General features: G+C 72.8%; 16 protein-coding genes and 1 pseudogene. 15 read left to right on the top strand and 2 right to left on the bottom strand.

Features of this window, described 5'->3' with window-relative positions:
* The first annotated feature begins 69 nt into the window (after window positions 1–69).
* Complete coding sequence (locus GBN72_RS21865; RefSeq protein ID WP_151773574.1) at window positions 70–1,587, top strand: 3-hydroxyacyl-CoA dehydrogenase; 1,518 nt, start codon at window positions 70–72, stop codon at window positions 1,585–1,587.
* Between the two features lie 14 nt (window positions 1,588–1,601).
* Entirely contained in the window at window positions 1,602–2,186 is a 585-nt protein-coding gene (locus tag GBN72_RS21860) for a TetR/AcrR family transcriptional regulator (protein ID WP_151773573.1), read from the top strand.
* A 15-nt stretch (window positions 2,187–2,201) separates the two neighbouring features.
* Here GBN72_RS21860 and GBN72_RS21855 read toward each other — a convergent pair whose 3' ends face one another.
* Window positions 2,202–2,738, bottom strand: coding sequence for an Lrp/AsnC family transcriptional regulator (locus GBN72_RS21855; RefSeq protein WP_439959793.1), 537 nt, complete (start codon window positions 2,736–2,738; stop codon window positions 2,202–2,204).
* A 173-nt stretch (window positions 2,739–2,911) separates the two neighbouring features.
* Here GBN72_RS21855 and pdhA (GBN72_RS21850) point away from each other — a divergent pair, with 173 nt between their 5' ends.
* The 10 genes and pseudogenes from pdhA (GBN72_RS21850) (at window position 2,912) to GBN72_RS21805 (ending at window position 13,264) form a co-directional block, all read left to right on the top strand.
* Window positions 2,912–4,069 (top strand): pyruvate dehydrogenase (acetyl-transferring) E1 component subunit alpha, encoded by a 1,158-nt coding sequence (gene pdhA / locus GBN72_RS21850; protein ID WP_151773572.1) that lies wholly within the window; start codon window positions 2,912–2,914, stop codon window positions 4,067–4,069.
* Window positions 4,066–5,094 carry an alpha-ketoacid dehydrogenase subunit beta gene (locus GBN72_RS21845; RefSeq protein ID WP_151773571.1) on the top strand — a complete coding sequence of 343 codons (1,029 nt, stop codon included), beginning with the start codon at window positions 4,066–4,068 and terminating at the stop codon, window positions 5,092–5,094. The genes pdhA (GBN72_RS21850) and GBN72_RS21845 overlap by 4 nt, the downstream gene beginning before the upstream one ends.
* Window positions 5,094–6,575 (top strand): dihydrolipoamide acetyltransferase family protein, encoded by a 1,482-nt coding sequence (locus GBN72_RS35910; RefSeq protein ID WP_151773570.1) that lies wholly within the window; start codon window positions 5,094–5,096, stop codon window positions 6,573–6,575. The genes GBN72_RS21845 and GBN72_RS35910 overlap by 1 nt, the downstream gene beginning before the upstream one ends.
* Before the next feature lie 25 nt (window positions 6,576–6,600).
* A pseudogene (locus tag GBN72_RS21835) lies at window positions 6,601–6,973 on the top strand (NTP transferase domain-containing protein); the annotation flags it as partial.
* A gap of 281 nt (window positions 6,974–7,254) precedes the next feature.
* A complete protein-coding gene (locus GBN72_RS21830) occupies window positions 7,255–8,157 on the top strand; it encodes a DUF6457 domain-containing protein (protein ID WP_151773782.1) in 903 nt (300 codons plus the stop codon).
* Complete coding sequence (locus GBN72_RS21825) at window positions 8,154–9,629, top strand: molybdopterin molybdotransferase MoeA (RefSeq protein WP_151773569.1); 1,476 nt, start codon at window positions 8,154–8,156, stop codon at window positions 9,627–9,629. The genes GBN72_RS21830 and GBN72_RS21825 overlap by 4 nt, the downstream gene beginning before the upstream one ends.
* Window positions 9,626–10,753: a potassium channel family protein gene (locus tag GBN72_RS21820; RefSeq protein WP_151773568.1), complete on the top strand. Its 1,128-nt coding sequence runs from the start codon at window positions 9,626–9,628 to the stop codon at window positions 10,751–10,753. The genes GBN72_RS21825 and GBN72_RS21820 overlap by 4 nt, the downstream gene beginning before the upstream one ends.
* Window positions 10,754–10,798: 45 nt before the next feature.
* Complete coding sequence (locus GBN72_RS21815; RefSeq protein WP_151773567.1) at window positions 10,799–11,785, top strand: NAD(P)H-quinone oxidoreductase; 987 nt, start codon at window positions 10,799–10,801, stop codon at window positions 11,783–11,785.
* Between the two features lie 229 nt (window positions 11,786–12,014).
* Window positions 12,015–12,584 carry a hypothetical protein gene (locus GBN72_RS21810; protein WP_151773566.1) on the top strand — a complete coding sequence of 190 codons (570 nt, stop codon included), beginning with the start codon at window positions 12,015–12,017 and terminating at the stop codon, window positions 12,582–12,584.
* 143 nt (window positions 12,585–12,727) lie between these two features.
* Window positions 12,728–13,264: a bacterial proteasome activator family protein gene (locus GBN72_RS21805; RefSeq protein WP_151773565.1), complete on the top strand. Its 537-nt coding sequence runs from the start codon at window positions 12,728–12,730 to the stop codon at window positions 13,262–13,264.
* 117 nt (window positions 13,265–13,381) lie between these two features.
* On the opposite strand, the gene GBN72_RS21800 is transcribed toward GBN72_RS21805, so the two are convergent.
* A complete protein-coding gene (locus GBN72_RS21800; protein WP_151773564.1) occupies window positions 13,382–15,013 on the bottom strand; it encodes a protein kinase domain-containing protein in 1,632 nt (543 codons plus the stop codon).
* Window positions 15,014–15,400: 387 nt separating this feature from the next.
* On the opposite strand from GBN72_RS21800, the gene GBN72_RS21795 reads away from it, so the two are divergent.
* From GBN72_RS21795 to GBN72_RS21785, 3 genes are all read left to right on the top strand, one after another.
* On the top strand, window positions 15,401–17,095 hold the full coding sequence (locus GBN72_RS21795; RefSeq protein ID WP_151773563.1) for a protein kinase domain-containing protein: 1,695 nt from the start codon (window positions 15,401–15,403) through the stop codon (window positions 17,093–17,095).
* Window positions 17,096–17,586: 491 nt separating this feature from the next.
* Window positions 17,587–18,789 carry a pyruvate dehydrogenase (acetyl-transferring) E1 component subunit alpha gene (gene pdhA / locus GBN72_RS21790; RefSeq protein WP_151773562.1) on the top strand — a complete coding sequence of 401 codons (1,203 nt, stop codon included), beginning with the start codon at window positions 17,587–17,589 and terminating at the stop codon, window positions 18,787–18,789.
* Window positions 18,790–18,791: 2 nt separating this feature from the next.
* Window positions 18,792–19,799, top strand: coding sequence for an alpha-ketoacid dehydrogenase subunit beta (locus GBN72_RS21785; RefSeq protein WP_151773561.1), 1,008 nt, complete (start codon window positions 18,792–18,794; stop codon window positions 19,797–19,799).
* Window positions 19,800–19,813 lie beyond the last annotated feature (14 nt).

The raw sequence follows: 19,813 nt of genomic DNA, 5'->3' as shown, positions 1-19,813 counted from the left end.
CCGAACGATCGGTCGGGACAAGGGGGTCCGCCGCGGCTGTGGACAACCCGGTGCGGGAGGATCGCGCTCATGACAGCACTCGACCTGAACAGCCCCGTGGCAGTAGTCGGTTCCGGCACCATGGGCCAGGGCATCGCCCAGGTCGCACTGGTCGCCGGACACCCCGTCCGGCTCTACGACGCCGCCCCCGGCCGGGCCGGGCAGGCCGCGGCCGAGATCGTGGCCCGCCTGGACCGGCTCGTCGAGAAGGGCCGTCTCGCCGCCGCCGACAGGGACGCCGCCCGTGGCCGGCTGGAGGCCGTCGGAACCCTCTCCGAGCTGGCCGGATGCGGCCTGGTGGTGGAGGCGGTACTGGAGCGCCTGGACGTCAAGCAGCAGCTGTTCCGCGACCTCGAGGAGGTCGTCGGTGAGGACTGCCTGCTCGCCACCAACACCTCCTCCCTCTCCGTCACCGCCATCGGCGGCGCGCTGCGCCTGCCCGGCCGCTTCGTCGGACTCCACTTCTTCAACCCGGCCCCGCTGATGCCGCTGGTCGAGGTGGTCTCCGGGTCCGCCACCGACGCCGGGGCCGCCGGTCGCGCGCTGGAGACGGTGCGGGGCTGGGGCAAGACGCCCGTGGCCTGCGCCGACCAGCCGGGCTTCGTCGTGAACCGGATCGCCCGGCCGTTCTACGCGGAGGCCTTCGAGCTGTACGAGACGCGGGCCGCCGACCCGGCCACCGTCGACGCGGTGCTGCGCGAGAGCGGCGGCTTCCGGATGGGCGCGTTCGAACTCACCGACCTGATCGGCCAGGACGTCAACGAGGCGGTCACCCGGTCGGTGTGGGAGTCCTTCTTCCAGGACGTCCGCTTCCGTCCTTCGCTCGCCCAGCGCCGTCTGGTGGAGTCCGGCAGGCTCGGCCGGAAGTCCGGGCACGGCTGGTACCCCTACGCGGAAGGCGCCGAGCGTCCCGAGCCGCACACCGCCGGCCCCGAGGAAGCACCCGGCCATGTCATCCTCCTGGGTGACCTCGGCCCGGCGGCTGACGTCGTCGAGCTGATCCGCGAGGCCGGCATCGACCTGCGCATCGAGGACGAGGGCTTCGCGGCGGAGGAGGAGAAGGGCCGCCTGGTGCTGCCCGGCGGTGGCACGCTGGTCCTGGCGGACGGCGAGACGGTCGGCGAGTACGGCCCGGACCTGGTCTCCTTCGACCTCGCGCTGGACTACCGGGCGGCCACCCGGATAGCCCTGGCGGCCTCCCCGGTCACCTCGCCGGACACCCTCGCCGAGGCGGTGGGCCTCTTCCAGGCGCTGGGCAAGAAGGTCAGTGTGGTCGGCGACGTGCCCGGCATGATCGTCGCCCGGACGGTCGCCCGGATCATCGACCTCGCCTTCGACGCGGTCGCCCGCGGCGTGGCGGGTGAGGAGGACATCGACACCGCGATGCGACTCGGCGTCAACTACCCGCTCGGCCCCTTCGAGTGGAGCCGCCGGCTCGGCGACGACTGGGCCTACGGCGTCCTCGACGCGGTGCACGAGCGGGAACCGTCCGGCCGCTGCGCCCCGTCCCTCGCGTTGCTGCGGCACGCGTTCACCGCGGCCAAGTGACGGAAGGCTTCGCGATGACCACACTCAAGCGTGACACCTACACGCCGGACTCGCTGCTCCAGGTGGCCGTCCAGGTGTTCAACGAGCGCGGCTACGACGGCACCTCCATGGAGCACCTGGCCAAGGCGGCCGGGATCTCCAAGTCGTCCATCTACCACCATGTCTCCGGCAAGGAGGAACTGCTCCGGCGTGCGGTGAACCGGGCGCTCGAAGGTCTCTTCGGCATCCTCGACGAGCCGCAGGCCCGGGAGGGACGTGCCGCGGACCGCCTGGAGTACGTGGTGCGGCGGATGGTCGAGGTGCTGATCGCCGAGCTGCCCTACGTGACGCTGCTGCTGCGGGTACGCGGCAACACCGGCACCGAGCGGTGGGCGCTGGAGCGCCGGCGCGAGTTCGACCACCGGGTGGCGGAGCTGCTGAAGAACGCCGCGGCGGAGGGCGACGTGCGCGGGGACGTCGAGGTGCGGCTGGCCACCCGGCTGGTCTTCGGCATGATCAACTCGATCGTCGAGTGGTACCGGCCCGACGGACGCACCGGCGCCCGCCGGGAGGTCGCCGACGCCGTGGTCCAGCTGGTCCTCACGGGCCTGCGGGGCTGACGGCTCCCCTCGCCCTCACACCGGGTTGTGCGGGCTCTCGATGTCCTCCACCTCGAAGACCAGCAGGGTCCGGGTGGAGAGCACCTCGGGCATGGAGTGCAGCCGGGTGAGCACCAGCTCCCGGAGCGCCCGGTTGTCCGGGGCGTGCACCAGCATCAGGACGTCGAAGTCGCCGCCCACCAGTGCGAGGTGCGAGGCCCCGGGCAGCGCGCGCAGCCGCTCGCGCACGGTGCGCCAGGAGTTCTGGACGATTTTGAGCGTGATGTAGGCGGAGGTGCCCTGACCGGCCCGTTCGTGGTCGATCCGGGCACCGAAGCCGCGGATCACCCCGTCCTCCATCAGCCGGTTGATCCGCGCGTAGGCGTTGGCCCGGGAGACGTGCACCCGCTCGGCCACCGACCGTATGGACGCACGGCCGTCCTTCTGCAGCATCCGCAGAATGTCCTCGTCTATGGCGTCCAGGACCCTCGGGGGCGGCAGCGGGCGGGGGCTCGCGGCGGGCACCGGGGCGGCACCTTCCTCCGGGCCGTCGGCCATTTGTTCAGGTCGCATGCTTCCCCGCCTCCCTCCCCTGGACACCGTGCCTCCATCTCAGGCTGTGCAGAACCGTTTGTCCACAGGCTGAAGTCGCCTGTAGCCAAATTGCGCCGTCGACCGAACAATCGGTAGGTGAGGTGCGTCACACCCGGCGGCCTCGTCAGCCACTCCCACGAGGAGGTGCCGTCATGACGGTGATGGAGCAGCGGGACACCTACCGCCCCGCCCCGCCGCCCGCCTGGCGACCGCGCACGGACCCGACGCCCCTGCTGCCCGACGCCGAGCCCTACCGCGTCCTCGGCACACCGGCCGCCGACGAGGCCGCCGCGGCCGATGCCGGTCTGCTCCGCCGCCTGTACGCCGAGGTGGTGCGCGGCCGCCGCTACAACGCCCAGGCCACGGCGCTGACCAAGCAGGGCCGCCTCGCCGTCTACCCGTCCAGCACCGGCCAGGAGGCCTGCGAGGTGGCCGCCGCCATGGTCCTCGCCGACCAGGACTGGCTGTTCCCCAGCTACCGGGACACCCTCGCCGTGGTCGCCCGGGGCGTCGACCCGGTGGAGGCGCTCACCCTGCTGCGCGGTGACCGGCACACCGGCTACGACCCGTACGCGAACCGTGTGGCCCCGCTGAGCACCCCGCTGGCCACCCAGCTCCCGCACGCGGTCGGTCTGGCCCACGCCGCCCGGCTCAAGGGCGACGACGTGGTGGCCCTGGCGATGATCGGTGACGGCGGCACCAGCGAGGGCGACTTCCACGAGGCGCTCAACTTCGCCGCCGTCTGGCAGGCCCCCGTGGTCTTCCTGGTGCAGAACAACGGCTTCGCCATCTCCGTCCCGCTGGCCAAGCAGTCCGCGGCGCCCTCCCTCGCCCACAAGGCCGTGGGGTACGGCATACCGGGCCGGCTGGTCGACGGCAACGACGCGGTCGCGGTCCACCAGGTGCTGACCGAGGCCGTCCGGCACGCGCGCGAGGGCGGCGGTCCGGTCCTGGTGGAGGCGATCACCTACCGCGTCGACGCCCATACCAACGCCGACGACGCCACCCGCTACCGCGAGTCCTCCGAGGTGGACGCCTGGCGTGACCACGACCCGGTGCCGCTGCTCGAGCGCGAGCTGACCGCGCGCGGCGTGCTGGACGAGGACGCGATCCGCGAGGTCCGCGAGGCCGCCGAGGCGATGGCCGCCGACCTGCGGGCCCGGATGAACCAGGACCCCGAGATCGACCCCATGGAACTCTTCGCCCACGTCTACGCCGAGCCCACACCCCAGCTGCGGGAGCAGCAGGAGATGCTGAGGGCCGAGCTGGAGGCCGAGGCGCACTCGAAGCGGGAAGGAACGGCCCGATGACCACGGTCGGCACCGCCGTCGACACCACCGTCGCGGTCAAGCAGACGCCGATGGCCCAGGCGCTCAACCGCGCCCTGCGGGACTCCATGGCCGAGGACACCTCGGTGCACGTCCTCGGTGAGGACGTCGGCACCCTGGGCGGCGTCTTCCGGATCACCGACGGTCTCGCCGCCGAGTTCGGCGACGACCGGTGCACCGACACCCCGCTCGCCGAGGCGGGCATCCTCGGCACCGCCGTCGGCATGGCCATGTACGGGCTGCGGCCGGTGGTCGAGATGCAGTTCGACGCGTTCGCCTACCCGGCGTTCGAGCAGTTGCTCTCGCACGTCGCGAAGATGCGCAACCGCACCAGGGGCGCGATGCCGCTGCCGATCACCGTGCGTGTCCCCTACGGAGGAGGCATAGGCGGTGTGGAGCACCACAGCGACTCCTCCGAGGCCTATTACATGGCGACCCCCGGACTCCACGTGCTCACGCCGGCCACGGTCGCCGATGCCTACGGCATGCTGCGGCAGGCCATCGCCTCCGACGACCCGGTGGTCTTCCTGGAGCCCAAGCGGCTCTACTGGGGCAAGGACTCCTGGGACCCGGAGGACCCTACACCGGTCGAGCCGATCGGCAAGGCCGTGGTCCGCCGCACCGGGCGCAGCGCCACGCTGATCACCTATGGCCCGTCGCTGCCGGTCTGCCTGGAGGCCGCCGAGGCGGCCCGGGCCGAGGGCTGGGACCTGGGCGTGGTCGACCTGCGGTCGCTGGTGCCGTTCGACGACGAGACGGTCTGCGCCGAGGTGCGGCGCAGCGGGCGCGCCGTCGTGGTCCACGAGTCGGGCGGTTTCGGCGGGCCGGGCGGGGAGATCGCGGCGCGTGTCACCGAGCGGTGCTTCCACCATCTGGAGGCGCCCGTTCTCAGGGTCGCCGGATTCGACATCCCGTATCCTCCGCCGATGGCGGAGCGGCATCACCTGCCCGGCGTGGACCGGATTCTGGACGCGGTGGGACGGCTGCAGTGGGAGGCGGGCGACTGATGGCCGAGGTATTCGAGTTCAAGCTGCCCGACCTGGGCGAAGGGCTGACCGAGGCACAGATCGTGCACTGGATGGTCGAGGTCGGCGACGTGGTCGCCGTCGACCAGCCCGTCGTCGAGGTCGAGACGGCCAAGGCGATGGTGGAGGTGCCCTGCCCGTACGGCGGGGTGGTCACCGCGCGGTTCGGCGAGGAGGGCGGCTCCCTTCCGGTGGGGGCCCCGCTGCTCACGGTCGCCGTGGGCGCGGACGCGGACGGCGGCACCGCCGGGTCCGGTGCCGCGGGCGGCACGGTGAACGGCACGGCCGTCGCGGGCGCCGAGGGCTCCGGGAACGTGCTGGTCGGCTACGGCACCTCGGCTCCGCCGGCCAGGCGCCGCCGGGTTCCGCCGCCGTCACCGGTGCGCGCCCGGCCGCAGTCCCGGCCGCAGGCGCAGCCGGCTCCCGCGTCGCGGCGGGTGCCGGGCGGGACCGGCGGCCCGGGGGAGCACGTGAACGGGACGGCCGCCCCCGCCCGCGCGGCGGGGCTCGCGGACGGTGCCGGGCCCGGCGCCGGGGCCGCCCAGGACGGCCCGGTCCCGGTCATCTCCCCGCTGGTGCGCCGTCTGGCCCGGGACAACGGACTGGACCTCCGGGAGATCATCGGCTCCGGCCCCGAGGGCCTGATCCTGCGCGCCGACGTCGAGTACGCCCTGCGTGCGGCGGCCTCCCGTGAGCAGGTGGAGGTGCAGGAGCCGCGTGCCGAGGCGCCCGCCCCGCACACGTCGGGCGGCCGGGCCGCCGTGGTCTCCGGGGGCACGACGCGGATTCCGCTGCGCGGTCTGCTGGGCGCGGCGGCCGACAAGTTCACCCGGAGCCGGAGCGAGATCCCGGACGCCACCTGCTGGGTGGACGCCGACGCCACCGAGCTGCTGAACGCCCGGGCGGCGATGAACGCCGGTTCCGGGCCAAAGATCTCGCTGATCGCGCTGCTGGCCAGGATCTGTGCCGCCGCCCTGGCCCGTTTCCCCGAGCTCAACGCCACGGTCGACACCGAGGCGCGGGAGATCGTGCGGTTCGAGGACGTGCACATCGGCTTCGCCGCGCAGACCGAGCGGGGGCTGGTGGTGCCCGTGGTCCGCGACGCCCACCGGCGGGACGCCGAGTCGCTGTCCGCGGAGTTCGCCCGCCTCACCGAGTCCGCGCGCAGCGGAGGACTGCGGCCCACCGAGCTCACCGGGTCGACGTTCACCCTCAACAACTACGGGGTGTTCGGGGTCGACGGCTCGACCCCGATCCTCAACCACCCCGAGGCGGCCATGCTGGGCGTGGGGCGGATAACCCCCAAGCCCTGGGTGTACCGGGGGGAGCTGGCGGTGCGTCACGTGACGCAGCTCTCGCTCACCTTCGACCACCGGGTCTGCGACGGAGGGACCGCGGGCGGGTTCCTCCGCCATGTGGCCGACTGCGTCGAACAGCCGGCGGTACTCCTCCGTTCCCTGTGATCGGGGCGCCCTCCATACTCGTGGGGTGACCGACCACGAGAGCTCCCCCGCGGCGCGGGGTGCCGAGCACCACGGCTATGACGCCGTGGTGCTCGCCGGTGGCGCCGGCCGCAGGCTGGGCGGCGCCGACAAGCCAGGCGTGCGGGTCGGCGGTAGGGCGCTGCTCGACCGGGTCCTCGCCGCCTGTGCCGGGGCCGGCCGGACGGTCGTGGTCGCCGAGCCCCGGCGCACCGCGCGGCCGGTGCGGTGGGCGCGTGAGGAGCCGCCCGGTGGTGGTCCGCTGGCCGCCTTGGCGGCGGGCCTCCAGCACACCACCGCCGACCGGGTCGTCGTGCTCTCCGCCGATCTTCCCTTCCTCACGCCCGAGACGGTCACCCGACTGGCATCCACCCTGACCCCGACCCCGGCCCTGACCTCGACCTCGGCCCCGGCCCCGGCCCCGCCTTCCGATCCGGCTCCGTCTTCCGCCCCGGTCCAGGCCCCGGGTCTGTCTTCGGCCCATGCCTCGGCTCCGGTTCCGACGCCAGCTCCGGCTCCGGACCCGACTGCGGATCTGGCTTCGGGTTCGTCTCTGGCCCCGGCTCCGGATCCGGCTTCGGGTTCGTCTCTGGCCCCGGCTCCGGATCCGGCTTCGGGTTCGTCTCTGGCCCCGGCTCCGGATCCGGCTTCGGGTTCGTCTCTGGCCCCGGCCCCGGCCCCGGGTACGCCTCCGGCCCCGGCTCCGGGTGCGACTCCGGCTCTGGCCGCGGGCCCGTTCGCGGCTCCGTCCGCGGTCCCGGTCCCGTCCGCGGGTGTGTCTTCGGCCGCGCCCGTGGTACCGGGCTCGGCTCCGGCTTCGGCCGCGGATTCGTCCTCGGCGGCACCCGTGGCGCCAGGCCCGGTTTCGGCTCAGGCTTCGACCGCGGCCCCGGGGTCGTCTTCGGCTCCGGCCGAGGTGCCGTCTTCGGCCGCGCTCGCGGCACCGGGCTCGGCCGCGCTCGCGGCACCGGGCTCGGCCGCGCCCGTGGCACCGGGCTCGCCTGCGGCACCGGGCTCCGCGTCCGTCGGGAGGCCCGATGCCGTGCTGGTCGTCGACGGAGAGGGCCGGTGGCAGCCGCTGGTGGCGGCCTACCGCGCCGAGCCGCTGCGGAAGGTGCTCGCAGAGGTGGCCGAGGCGAACGGCGGTCTGACCGGACTGCCTCTGCGGCGAGTGACCGAGGCGCTTCAGGTCACACTCATCACCGACCCCGCCGCGTCCTACGACTGCGACACCTGGGAAGACATCGAAGCCGCCCGCGCACGCATCAGGGAGCATGAGCACGTGTTGGATGAATGGATCACCGCAGCCAAGGACGAGCTGGGCATCGACCTGGACGTCGACCGCGCCCTGCTCCTCGATCTCGCCCGTGACGCCGCGCACGGCGTCGCCCGTCCCGCGGCGCCCCTGACCACCTTCCTGGTGGGCTACGCCGCAGGCCGTGCCGGCGGCGGTCCCGAGGCCGTCGCCGAGGCGGTCCGCAAGGCCGTCGCCCTCGCCCAGCGCTGGGCCGAGGAGGGCGCCTCCGGGGAGGCCGCCGCCGCCAGGACCACGGACGCCGGATGACGACCCCCGGCAACTCCGCCGGCCGTCCTCCCGCGGACGGCGGCGACCTCGCCGGCCTCGCGGGCCTCGGCGACCTCGACGACCCCGGGGATCTCGACGCCCTCGGGGGCCTCGACGACCGTGACGTGCAGGAGGCGCTGTCCCTCGTCAACGAGGGCCGGACCACGGCCGTACCCGCCCCCGGCCGCCACCCGGCGTCGCCCGCCGTGTCGCCCGTGGCGTCCCCCGCGGCGCCTCCGACGGGTCACCGGCACCACGGCGGCACCCCCTGGCAGCAGGCGCGCGCCCTCGCCGACAGGGCGGGCCGCTCCGCCCGGGCCGCGCGGCGGAGCGGCCGTACGCCTGTCCAGGTTCCGCTCGAAGCGGCCCTGGGATTCGTCCTGGTGGCTCCGCTGACCGCACTGACCGACCTGCCGCCGTTCGACACCTCCGCCATGGACGGCTGGGCGGTCGCCGGCCCCGGCCCCTGGCAGGTACGGGACGACGGGGTCCTGGCCGGGGACGCCGAGCCCGCCCCGCTGGCCGACGGTGAAGCGGCCTCCATCGCCACCGGCGCACGTATCCCCCGCGACACCACCGCGGTGCTGCGCTCCGAGCACGGCCGCCTGGACGCGTCCGGCCGGCTGCACGCCCAGCGGGACACCGGGCACGGTCAGGACATCCGTGCGCGCGGCCAGGAGTGCCGTTCCGGCGATCAGTTGCTGCCCGAGGGCACGCCCGTCACCCCGCCGGTCCTCGGCCTCGCCGCCGCGGCCGGCTACGACACGCTCGGCGTCGCGCCCAGGCCGTCCGTCGACATCCTGGTGCTGGGCGACGAACTGCTCACCGAGGGCCGCCCCCGGGACGGCCTGATCCGTGACGCCCTCGGCCCCATGCTTCCGCCCTGGCTCCGGGTGCTCGGCGCCGAGGTGACGGCCGTCCGGCGCCTCGGCGACGACGCCGAGGCCCTGCGCCGCGCGGTCACCGGCAGCGAAGCCGACCTGATCGTCACCACCGGCGGTACCGCCGCGGGTCCGGTCGACCATGTCCACCCCATTCTGCGCAAGGTGGGTGCCGAGCTGCTGGTCGACGGCGTCCAGGTCCGCCCCGGCCACCCCATGCTGCTGGCCCGCCTCCAGGACGGACGTCATCTGGTCGGCCTGCCGGGCAACCCGCTGGCCGCGGTATCCGGCCTGCTCACCCTCGCCCAGCCGTTGCTGCGTGCCCTGGGCGCGCACCCCGTCACCGACACCTACACCCTGCCCCTGGCCGAAGGCGTCCAAGGGCATCCCCAGGACACGCGGCTGGTGCCGGTCGTGCTGCGCGCCGACCGGGCCCACCCGCTGCATTACACCGGTCCCGCCATGCTCCGTGGCATGGCGGCGGCCGACGCTCTCGCCGTGATCCCGCCGGGCGGGTTGAAAGCGGGAGAGGAGAGCGAGCTCCTGGATCTGCCCTGGACGCTCGCCGGAACGGGAGTGTGTTTCACGTGAAACTGCCGGGACAGGACGTCATCGCCCGAGAGGCGGGCGAACGTCTGGTCACCCACCGGGTGAAACTTCCGCAGAAGGCGGTGCCGCATCCGCTCCGCCAGGTCAGCAAGCGGCTTTCCATGGCGCTGCTGGTGCTGGTGGCGACCGCGTTCATCGTCTACCTGGACCGCGACGGCTACAACGACAACGCCGGTGGCGGACTCGACCTTCTCGACAGCTTCTACTACGCGACGGTCACCCTCTCCACCACCGGCTACGGCGATGTCACCCCGGCCAGCGACAGCGCCCGGCTGACCAACATCCTCGTCGTCACTCCCCTGCGCGTGATCTTCCTGATCATCCTCGTCGGCACCACCCTCGAGGCGCTCACCGAACGCACGCGGGAAGAACTGCGCCTGAACCGCTGGAGGCACACCTTGCGGGACCACACTGTCGTCGTCGGCTTCGGCACCAAGGGGCGGTCGGCCCTGCAGACGGTCCGTGCCTCGGGTGTTCCCGCGGACCAGATCGTGGTGGTGGACGCCAGCGGCAAGGTGATCGAGTCCGCCGCCGCCGCGGGGTACGCGGGGGTGGCCGGCGACGCCACCCGCAGTGACGTGCTGAAGCGCGCCGAGGCGCACAAGGCACGGCAGATCATCATCGCCACCCAGCGCGACGACACGGCGGTGCTGGTCACGCTCACGGCGCGCCAGTTGAACCGCGGTGCCAAGATCGTGGCGGCGGTCCGCGAGGAGGAGAACGCACCGCTGCTCAGGCAGTCGGGCGCCGACGCGGTGATCACCAGCGCCAGCGCGGCCGGCCGTCTGCTGGGGCTCTCGGTGCTGAGCCCGGCCGCCGGCATGGTGATGGAGGACCTGATCCAGCAGGGCAGCGGCCTGGACATCGTGGAGCGCCCGGTCATAAAGGCCGAGGTGGGCAAGAAGCCCAGGGAGCTGGACGACATGGTGATCAGCGTGCTGCGCGGTCACCGGGTCCTCGGTTTCGACGACGCCTCGCTCGGAACGCTGCAGATCGCGGACCGAGTCATCACCATCGTGCGTTCCTCGCAGGCGCGGCAGGTCGCCCCGGACCAGCGGCCGCTGCCGCACCCGGACCGGCAGTCGGGGACGATCGACCGGCCGTGACGGGCCGCCTGGGGCTTCGTCCGCCGAGGGAGTAGCGTCGCTTCCATGCATGCGATCACGATTCCCGAGGCGGGCGGCCCCGAGGCCCTGGTCTGGGCAGAGGTGGCGGATCCGGTGCCCGGAGAGGGCGAGGTCCTGGTCGAGGTGACGGCGGCGGCGGTCAACCGCGCCGATCTGCTGCAGCGCCAGGGGTTCTACGATCCGCCGCCGGGCGCCTCTCCGTATCCGGGGCTGGAGTGCTCCGGCCGTATCGCCGAGATCGGCCCGGGGGTGTCCGGGTGGAGCGTGGGCGACGCGGTGTGCGCGCTGCTGTCCGGTGGCGGCTACGCCCAGAAGGTGGCTGTCCCGGCGGGGCAGCTGCTGCCCGTTCCTGCGGGCCTCTCCCTGGTGGAGGCGGCGGCACTGCCCGAGGTGACCTGCACGGTCTGGTCGAACGTCTTCATGGTCGCCCATCTGCGCCCCGGGGAGACGCTGCTGGTCCACGGCGGGTCGAGCGGCATCGGCACCATGGCGATCCAGCTGGCCAAGGCGGTCGGGGCCAAGGTGGCGGTGACCGCGGGCAGCCAGGAGAAGCTGGACCGCTGCGCGGAGCTGGGTGCGGACGTCCTGATCAACTACCGGGAGCAGGACTTCGTCGAGGAGATCGCCAAGGCCACGGACGGGGCCGGGGCCGACGTCATCCTCGACAACATGGGGGCCAAGTACCTGGACCGGAACGTGAAGGCGCTGGCGGTCAACGGCCGTCTGGCGATCATCGGGATGCAGGGCGGCGTCAAGGGTGAGCTGAACATCGCGACGCTGCTGAACAAGCGGGCGGCGGTCAGCGCGACGTCGCTGCGGGCGCGGCCGCTGCACGAGAAGGCGGCGATCGTGGCGGCGGTGCGGGAGCACGTGTGGCCGCTGGTGACCGACGGGCATGTCCGGCCGGTGATCGACCAGGAGCTGCCGATGGAGGCGGCGAGGGACGGGCACCGGGTCCTGGAGGCCAGCGGCCACGTGGGGAAGGTCCTCCTCGTCGCGCCAGGCGCGTGACGGTACGGCCCGCCCGGCGCCCGGTCCGCCCGGCGCCCGCCCGCGACGGAGACCGGCCGCATGGCCGCTCGCGCGCGGGGGAGGCCGTGCGGCCGGCCGCTCGCGCGGGACCGCCCCTGGTCAGTCGTCCCGCCGGAGACGGAGCGCCTGGAAGGTCAGGGCCAGGGCCAGGCCGGTGAGGATCAGGCCCACGCCGAGCGGGGCCGTGTTCCTCGGGGGCCGCCGCGCCATGACGGCAGCCGCGCCGGAGGGGCCCGGGTCGGCCGAACTCCTGGGAACCGGGGGCCCCACCGGCGCCTCCGGCACACTGCCGGTCCCGGGGTACGCGCCCGAGGGGCCGACCGACGGGTACCCCGGCCAGGCCGACGCCGACAAAGACGCCGAAGGCGCCGGGACCGATCCCGGTGGCACGTCCGGCGCCGAGGACGGCTGCGCGCCCGGTGGCTCCGCCGGCCCCGGCACGAACCCCGACGCGGCGGACGCCCCCGGCGTCACCCCCGGGGCGGCGGACGGCCCCGGCACCGACCCGGAGGGCCAGGCGGAGGCGGGCCCGGACCCCCGCGGTACGGGCGGCGGCGCCGTGGACGCGCCGGGCGGCGGGGGAGACACCGTGCGGCCGGGCCGCTCGCGGCCCTCGCCCACCGCGCTGCCCGCCCGCGGGGGCGTCGTCGTGGCCGTCGCGGACGGTTTCGGCGACCCGGCCGCTGCGGCCGGCATGGGAATGAGAAGTCCGGGCAGGAGCAGTGCGGCCGCCAGTGCCCGTCGGCCGTGGGTGGCCATACCGATGCCCCCCTGCTGATACGGAGCCCGAGAGCGACACGCTCAGCGTCACACGCGGCCGAGGACGTGGCATCCCGGGTGATCCGGACGGAGTATCAACCGACTCGTCGGGCAAGGACGGTAGTGACGGTGCTGGGACAACAGGTGCGAGAGAATGGCGGCATGGAGATGCCGAGGAACGAAAGGCCGCACGAGAACCCGCAGATCCTGGTGGTCGGCCAGGACGGTATGGCGCTCGGAGGCGGCGGGGACGACGAGTCCCGCGAGACCCCGGTGACCGAGCAGGTGGAACAGCCTGCGAAGGTCATGCGGATCGGCAGCATGATCAAGCAGCTGCTGGAGGAGGTGCGCGCCGCGCCTCTCGACGAGGCGAGCCGGGTGCGTCTGAAGGAGATCCACGCCAGCTCGGTGAAGGAGCTGGAGGACGGTCTGGCCCCGGAGCTCGTCGATGAGCTGGAGCGGCTCTCACTGCCGTTCACCGACGAGGGCACGCCGAGCGACGCGGAACTGCGGATCGCCCAGGCGCAGCTGGTGGGCTGGCTGGAGGGCCTCTTCCACGGCATCCAGACCACGCTGTTCGCCCAGCAGATGGCCGCGCGGGCCCAGCTGGAGCAGATGCGCCGCGCCCTGCCGCCGGGCGTCGCCGCCGAAGGCGACGACCCCCGTGCCACCGGCCGCTCGGGTGGCCCCTACCTGTGACCGTGATGCCCTGACCCGACGTCCGTCTTCCTGACGTACGTTCCGACCTGGACGGAGACGGGCCCGGGCCGGCGCTGCGCGCGCCGGCCCGGGCCCGTCTCCGTCGTCCCGACCGGACTACTCGGAACGTCCGGTCGAGATCTCCAGCTCGATCTCGACGTTGTCCTCGTCGACCTCGGTGCCCGGCTTGGGGAACTGGCGGACGACCATGTCGTCGCCCCACGTGGTGTCGGGGACTTCCTTGGTGTCGTAGTGCCAGCGGCCGTCCTGGAGGCAGGCCTGCACGGAGGGCCAGTACTTGTACCGGAAGTCGGGGATGACGATCTTGCTCTCGTCGTCGTAGGCCTCGTCCGGTTCGCTGCACTCCGTGGGATCGATCGTCTTGTCCTTCTCCGGCCCCTTGTAGTCGTCGGTCGGGTCGGCGGACGCGGAGGCCGTGGTGCCCCCGCCGCCGCCGGTGGTGGTCTTCGCGTCGTCCTCCGGGAGCATCAGGGCGGCGACCACGCCGCCGGCCACCAGTACGGCGGCCACGGCCCCGATGAGCACGGATCTGTTCTTCCCGCCCCCGCCACCGGGCCGGCCGCCCGGTGCGGTGCCGGCGCCGGGGCCGGTGGGGTAGCCCGGTCCGGGGGCCGCCGGGGTCGTGTACACCGGCTGCGGCTGCTGGTAGCCGCCGGAGTGCGGGTAGCCGTAGGCCGGCGGCGGCGTCCCGTAGGGGCCGGGCGTGGGCGTCTGCGGCTGGTACGGCGTGTGCACGTCCACCGGCGGCGGCGTCTGCTGCCCGATCGGCGGGAAGACGGCCGAGCCGACGCCCGCGCCGCTCTGCTGGGCGGTGCCCGGGACGATGCTGGGAGCGACCTGCTGGAGCGACTGCATCACCCGCAGGCACTCGTCGCGCATCGCCACGGCGCTCGGGAAGCGCTCGTTCGGGTTCTTGCGCAGCGCCCGTGCGACCAGCGCGTCCACCGCCGGGGGCAGCGACCGGTTGATCGAGGAGGGCGCCACCGGCTCCTCCTGGACGTGCGCGTAGGCGATGGCCAGCGGGGAGTCGGCGTCGAACGGCAGCCGGCCGGTGACCAGCTGGAAGAGCATGATGCCGACCGAGTACAGGTCGGAGCGGGCGTCCACGCCCCGGCCGAGCGCCTGCTCGGGCGACAGGTACTGCGGGGTGCCGACCACCATGCCGGTCTGGGTCATGGACGTGACCCCGGACTGCATGGCGCGGGCGATACCGAAGTCCATCACCTTGACCACGCCGCGCTTGGTGACCATCACGTTGCCGGGCTTGATGTCCCGGTGGACCAAGCCCTCCTCGTGGCTGATCTCGAGCGCCGCCAGGACGTCGGCGGTGATCTTCAGCGCCCGGTCGGCGGGCATGGCGCCCTGCCGGTCGATGTCGGCCTGGAGCACCGAGCCCAGCGGGCGGCCCTCGACGTACTCCATGACGATGTAGGGGGTCGTCAGCTCGCCGAGGACGTCCTCGCCGGTGTCGAAGACCGAGACGATGTTGGTGTGGGCGAGCTTGGCGACGGCCTGCGCCTCGCGGCGGAACCGCTCGCGGAAGGCCTGCTCGCGGCCGAGCTCGGTGTGGAGGGTCTTGATGGCGACCTGCCGGTCCAGCACCGTGTCGTAGGCGAGGTGCACGGAGGCCATGCCGCCCTGGCCGAGGAGGTCGCGGAGCTGGTAGCGCCCGCCCGCGAGTGACTGTCCCGCGTACCGGCCATGGCTCTGTGCGCCGTCCTGGCTCATCTGTGTGCGTCCCCCATCGGCTTCGGCACGGCGGCAGCGGCCGGAAGCCGTCCCGCGAGTGGGTGTCGACCGTGACCGGCCATCTCTTTACCGGCCAAGTCTGCCGTAGGGCACAGACACGTCAAGCGTGGTGCCCGTTCCGTGACCGTACGCGAAGGAAGCGTCGCGGAAGCGTTACTCGATCTCCTCCCCGGATACCGGAAATTTGCATGTCACACCCGCTACCGGGTTTGATGGCCGGTCCGTCTCCGGCCGGGTCGGCGGGGTGTCTCCCCGACCGGATCCTGCGGCCGACCCCGGACGGAGGAGTCCGGGAAGCCTGTAGCGTGGCTGACGGAGACCGCAACAACACTGCGCGCACCGCGGGCAGAAAGACGGCGAGGACTGATGGCACAGCAGCATCCCGCTCAGGGCCCGTCCGATCCCGAGGCGGCCGGCGGTGGCATGTCTGACGCGCCGGATAATTGGGGCAACGGCGGACTGGTAGGCGACGGACGATATCGGCTGACCCGCAGACTCGGGCGGGGCGGCATGGCCGAGGTGTTCGCGGCCGAGGACGTGCGCCTCGGACGCACCGTGGCGGTGAAGCTGCTCCGCGCGGACCTCGCCGAGGACCCGGTGTCCAAGGCGCGCTTCACCCGCGAGGCCCAGTCGGTGGCCGGGCTCAACCACCACGCGATCGTCGCCGTGTACGACTCCGGCGAGGACGTCGTGGACGGCTCCTCGGTCCCGTACATCGTGATGGAGCTGGTCGAGGGCCGGACCATCCGCGAGCTGCTGATCGAGTCGGAGGCCCCGGGCCCCGAGCAGGCGCTGATCATCGTCTCGGGCGTCCTCGAGGCGCTGGCCTACTCCCACCAGCACGGCATCGTGCACCGTGACATCAAGCCGGCCAACGTGATCATCACGCACAACGGCGCGGTCAAGGTCATGGACTTCGGCATCGCGCGCGCCCTGCACGGCGCGCAGTCGACCATGACCCAGACCGGCATGGTGATGGGCACCCCGCAGTACCTGTCTCCCGAGCAGGCGCTCGGCAAGGCCGTCGACCACCGCTCGGACCTTTACGCGACGGGCTGCCTGCTCTACGAGCTGCTGGCGCTGCGTCCGCCCTTCACGGGCGAGACCCCGCTGTCGGTGGTCTACCAGCACGTCCAGGACATCCCGCTCCCGCCCTCCGAGACGGGCGCGCAGGTGCCGCCGGAGCTCGACGGCCTGGTGATGCGCTCCCTCGCCAAGGACCCGGACGACCGGTTCCAGACGGCCGAGGAGATGCGCGGGCTGGTCCAGTACGCCCTGGAGATGCTGTACGAGCAGGGAGGCCACACCGGCACCTGGAACACCGGACCGGTCCTCGCCAACGGCGGCGGCCGGGGCGGCGCGGGCGCCACCGCGGCGACGGCCATGCTGCCGCAGGGTGGTCATGGGGGCATGGGCGGCGGACGCCCCGGCGTGGGCTCGTCGACGACGCAGATCCCGCAGCCGATGATCCCGTCGTACAACCCCGGCGACGACGGGGGCTACACCGGCGGCGCGGGCGGATCCGGCGGCGGCCGGGGCAAGATGCTGCTGCTCGCCGCGCTGGCGGTGATCGCCGTCGTGGCCGGCGTGGCGCTGGCGATCAACGGCACCGATGAGATCAACGGCAAGACCCCGAAGGACACGCCGAGCACCTCGCAGTCCTCCGCCCCGGAGAAGGAGTCGGAGAGTCCCGCCGAGGAGACCCCCGACGAGGAGGACACCGCGGACACCGGCAACGGTGACCAGTGGGACGACTGGCCGTCGGACGACTACACCGGCGAGCCCACCGAGGACGCCGAGTCCCCCACCACCGGCGGCGGGACCGACGGCGGCAGCGGCAACGGCGGCACCACGAACGGCGGCGCCTCCGGCAACGGCGGTACCGGCACGAACGGCGGCACGTCCACGGACGGCGGTACGTCCTCCTCCGACGGCGGCGTCACCACGGGTACCACCGAGGGCGGCGAGGCCGACGGCGGCAGCAGCACCGGTACCACCGACGGCGGCGAGACCGGCGACGGCGGTGTCATCGGCGACGTGGTCGCCGGCAGCGGCACCTGACCAGGCGGTACAGGAAAAAGGGGCGGAGGAGCACATGTGCTCCTCCGCCCCTCGCCGTTTTCCGCGGGGAGCTTCGTGCGATCCGGGAAAGCAGGGCACGAATGAGGAGAAAAAGAGCCGTACGGAGTCTTCCGTGAGGCCGCTGTCCGTTATACGGTGCGCGATGTTCCGGCCACCTGCGGGACGTTCCGGGGCCGCCACCAGCGGTTCTTCCGAGTCATTTGCGAGATGGTCGGACTTCCGAGTTCTTTTACTTGGAAATCCAATCAAAATCGCAGGTCAGGCGTGGTTTCACGAAATTGCGGAACCGCGGGTAACGTGATTTCTCGCAGGGCACTCGCCGGGACACTGTCACGCCTGTTCCCGGCCGAGGGCACCCACCCCGTGCGCGCTGTCGGGGCCGGGCGAGTCGTTCCCCCGCGTCCCAAAGGGCGAGGGGGGCATTCCCAGGTCACCCGGCAACCCCGGGTACCGGACGACGGAGGAGCAACGTGACCGTGGAGAGCACTGCCGCGCGCACCCAGCGACGCAGCGCCGCCTCAGGCAAGGCCGGGGCGTCCCGTGGCCGTACGGCGGCGAAGAAGTCGGCCAAGGGCGCCGATCCCGTCACGGCGGAGCCGGAGCTGGTGCAGCTGCTGACTCCCGAGGGACAGCGGGTGAGCAACCCGGAGTACGACGCGTACGTCGCCGACATCACTGCGGACGAGCTGCGCGGCCTGTACCGGGACATGGTGCTGACCCGGCGTTTCGACGCCGAGGCCACCGCCCTCCAGCGTCAGGGCGAGCTGGGCCTGTGGGCCTCGCTGCTCGGCCAGGAGGCGGCGCAGATCGGCTCCGGCCGGGCGCTGCACGACGACGACTACGTCTTCCCGACCTACCGCGAGCACGGCGTCGCCTGGTGCCGCGGGGTCGACCCGACCAACCTGCTGGGCATGTTCCGCGGCGTGAACCACGGCGGCTGGGACCCCAACACCAACAACTTCCACCTGTACACGATCGTCATCGGCTCGCAGGCCTTGCACGCCACCGGCTACGCCATGGGCGTCGCCAAGGACGGCGCGGAGAGCGCGGTCATCGCCTACTTCGGCGACGGCGCCTCCAGCCAGGGCGACGTGGCGGAGGCCTTCACCTTCTCGGCCGTCTACAACGCGCCGGTGGTGTTCTTCTGCCAGAACAACCAGTGGGCGATCTCCGAGCCGACCCACCGCCAGACCCGGGTGCCGCTCTACCAGCGCGCCCAGGGCTACGGCTTCCCGGGCGTCCGCGTCGACGGCAACGACGTGCTGGCCTGCCTCGCGGTGACCAAGCAGGCCCTGGAGCGCGCCAAGCGCGGCGAGGGCCCGACCCTGGTCGAGGCCTTCACCTACCGCATGGGCGCGCACACCACCTCCGACGACCCGACCCGCTACCGCGGTGACGAGGAGCGCGCGGCCTGGGAGGCCAAGGACCCGATCGCCCGCCTGCGCGCGTACCTCCTCGCCGAAACGGACACGAACGAGGGATTCTTCGAGGAACTCGAGACCGAGAGCGAAGCGTTGGGCAGGCGGGTGCGCGAAGCGGTGCGCGCGATGCCCGAGCCGGACAAGTTCGCGATGTTCGAGCACACCTACGCCGACGGTCACGCACTCGTCGACGAGGAGCGTGCCCAGTTCGCCGCCTACCAGGCGTCGTTCTCCGAGGGTGAGGGGGCCTGACCATGGCTGTGGAATCCGTGAAGACGCTGGAGTCCGTCAAGACGCTGGCGATCGCCAAGGCGATCAACGAATCCCTGCGCAAGGCCCTGGAGACCGACCCCAAGGTCGTCGTCATGGGTGAGGACGTCGGCAAGCTCGGCGGCGTCTTCCGCGTCACCGACGGTCTCCAGAAGGACTTCGGCGAGGAGCGGGTCATCGACACCCCGCTCGCCGAGTCCGGCATCGTCGGCACCGCCATCGGCATGGCGCTGCGCGGTTACCGGCCCGTCGTGGAGATCCAGTTCGACGGCTTCGTGTTCCCCGCGTACGACCAGATCGTCACCCAGCTCGCCAAGATGCACGCCCGCTCGCTCGGCAAGATCAAGCTGCCGGTCGTCATCCGCATCCCCTACGGCGGCGGCATCGGCGCGGTCGAGCACCACAGCGAGTCCCCCGAGTCCCTGTTCGCGCACGTCGCCGGCCTGAAGGTCGTGACGCCGGCGAACGCGTCGGACGCCTACTGGATGATGCAGCAGGCGATCGAGAGCGACGACCCGGTCATCTTCTTCGAGCCCAAGCGCCGTTACTGGGACAAGAGCCAGGTCGACACCGAGGCGATCCCCGGTCCGCTGCACAAGGCGCAGGTCGTCCGCCAGGGCACCGACCTCACGCTCGCCGCGTACGGCCCGATGGTGAAGCTCTGCCAGGAGGTCGCCGACGTGGCCGCCGAGGAGGGGCGCTCGCTGGAGGTGCTGGACCTGCGGTCCGTCTCCCCGCTGGACTTCGACGCCATCCAGGCCTCGGTGGAGCGCACCGGCCGCCTGGTCGTCGTCCACGAGGCGCCGGTCTTCTTCGGTTCGGGCGCGGAGATCGCGGCCCGGATCACCGAGCGGTGCTTCTACCACCTGGAGGCCCCCGTGCTGCGGGTCGGCGGCTACCACGCCCCGTATCCGCCGGCCCGGCTGGAGGAGGAGTACCTGCCCAGCCTGGACCGTGTGCTCGACGCCGTCGACCGCGCGCTCGCGTACTGAGAGGAGGCCGGAAC

Source organism: Streptomyces abyssomicinicus (genome assembly GCF_008974245.1).
Classification (GTDB): domain Bacteria; phylum Actinomycetota; class Actinomycetes; order Streptomycetales; family Streptomycetaceae; genus Streptomyces; species Streptomyces abyssomicinicus.
Note: the sequence above shows the minus strand (reverse complement) of the source record. Positions and strands in the feature narration are given on the sequence as shown.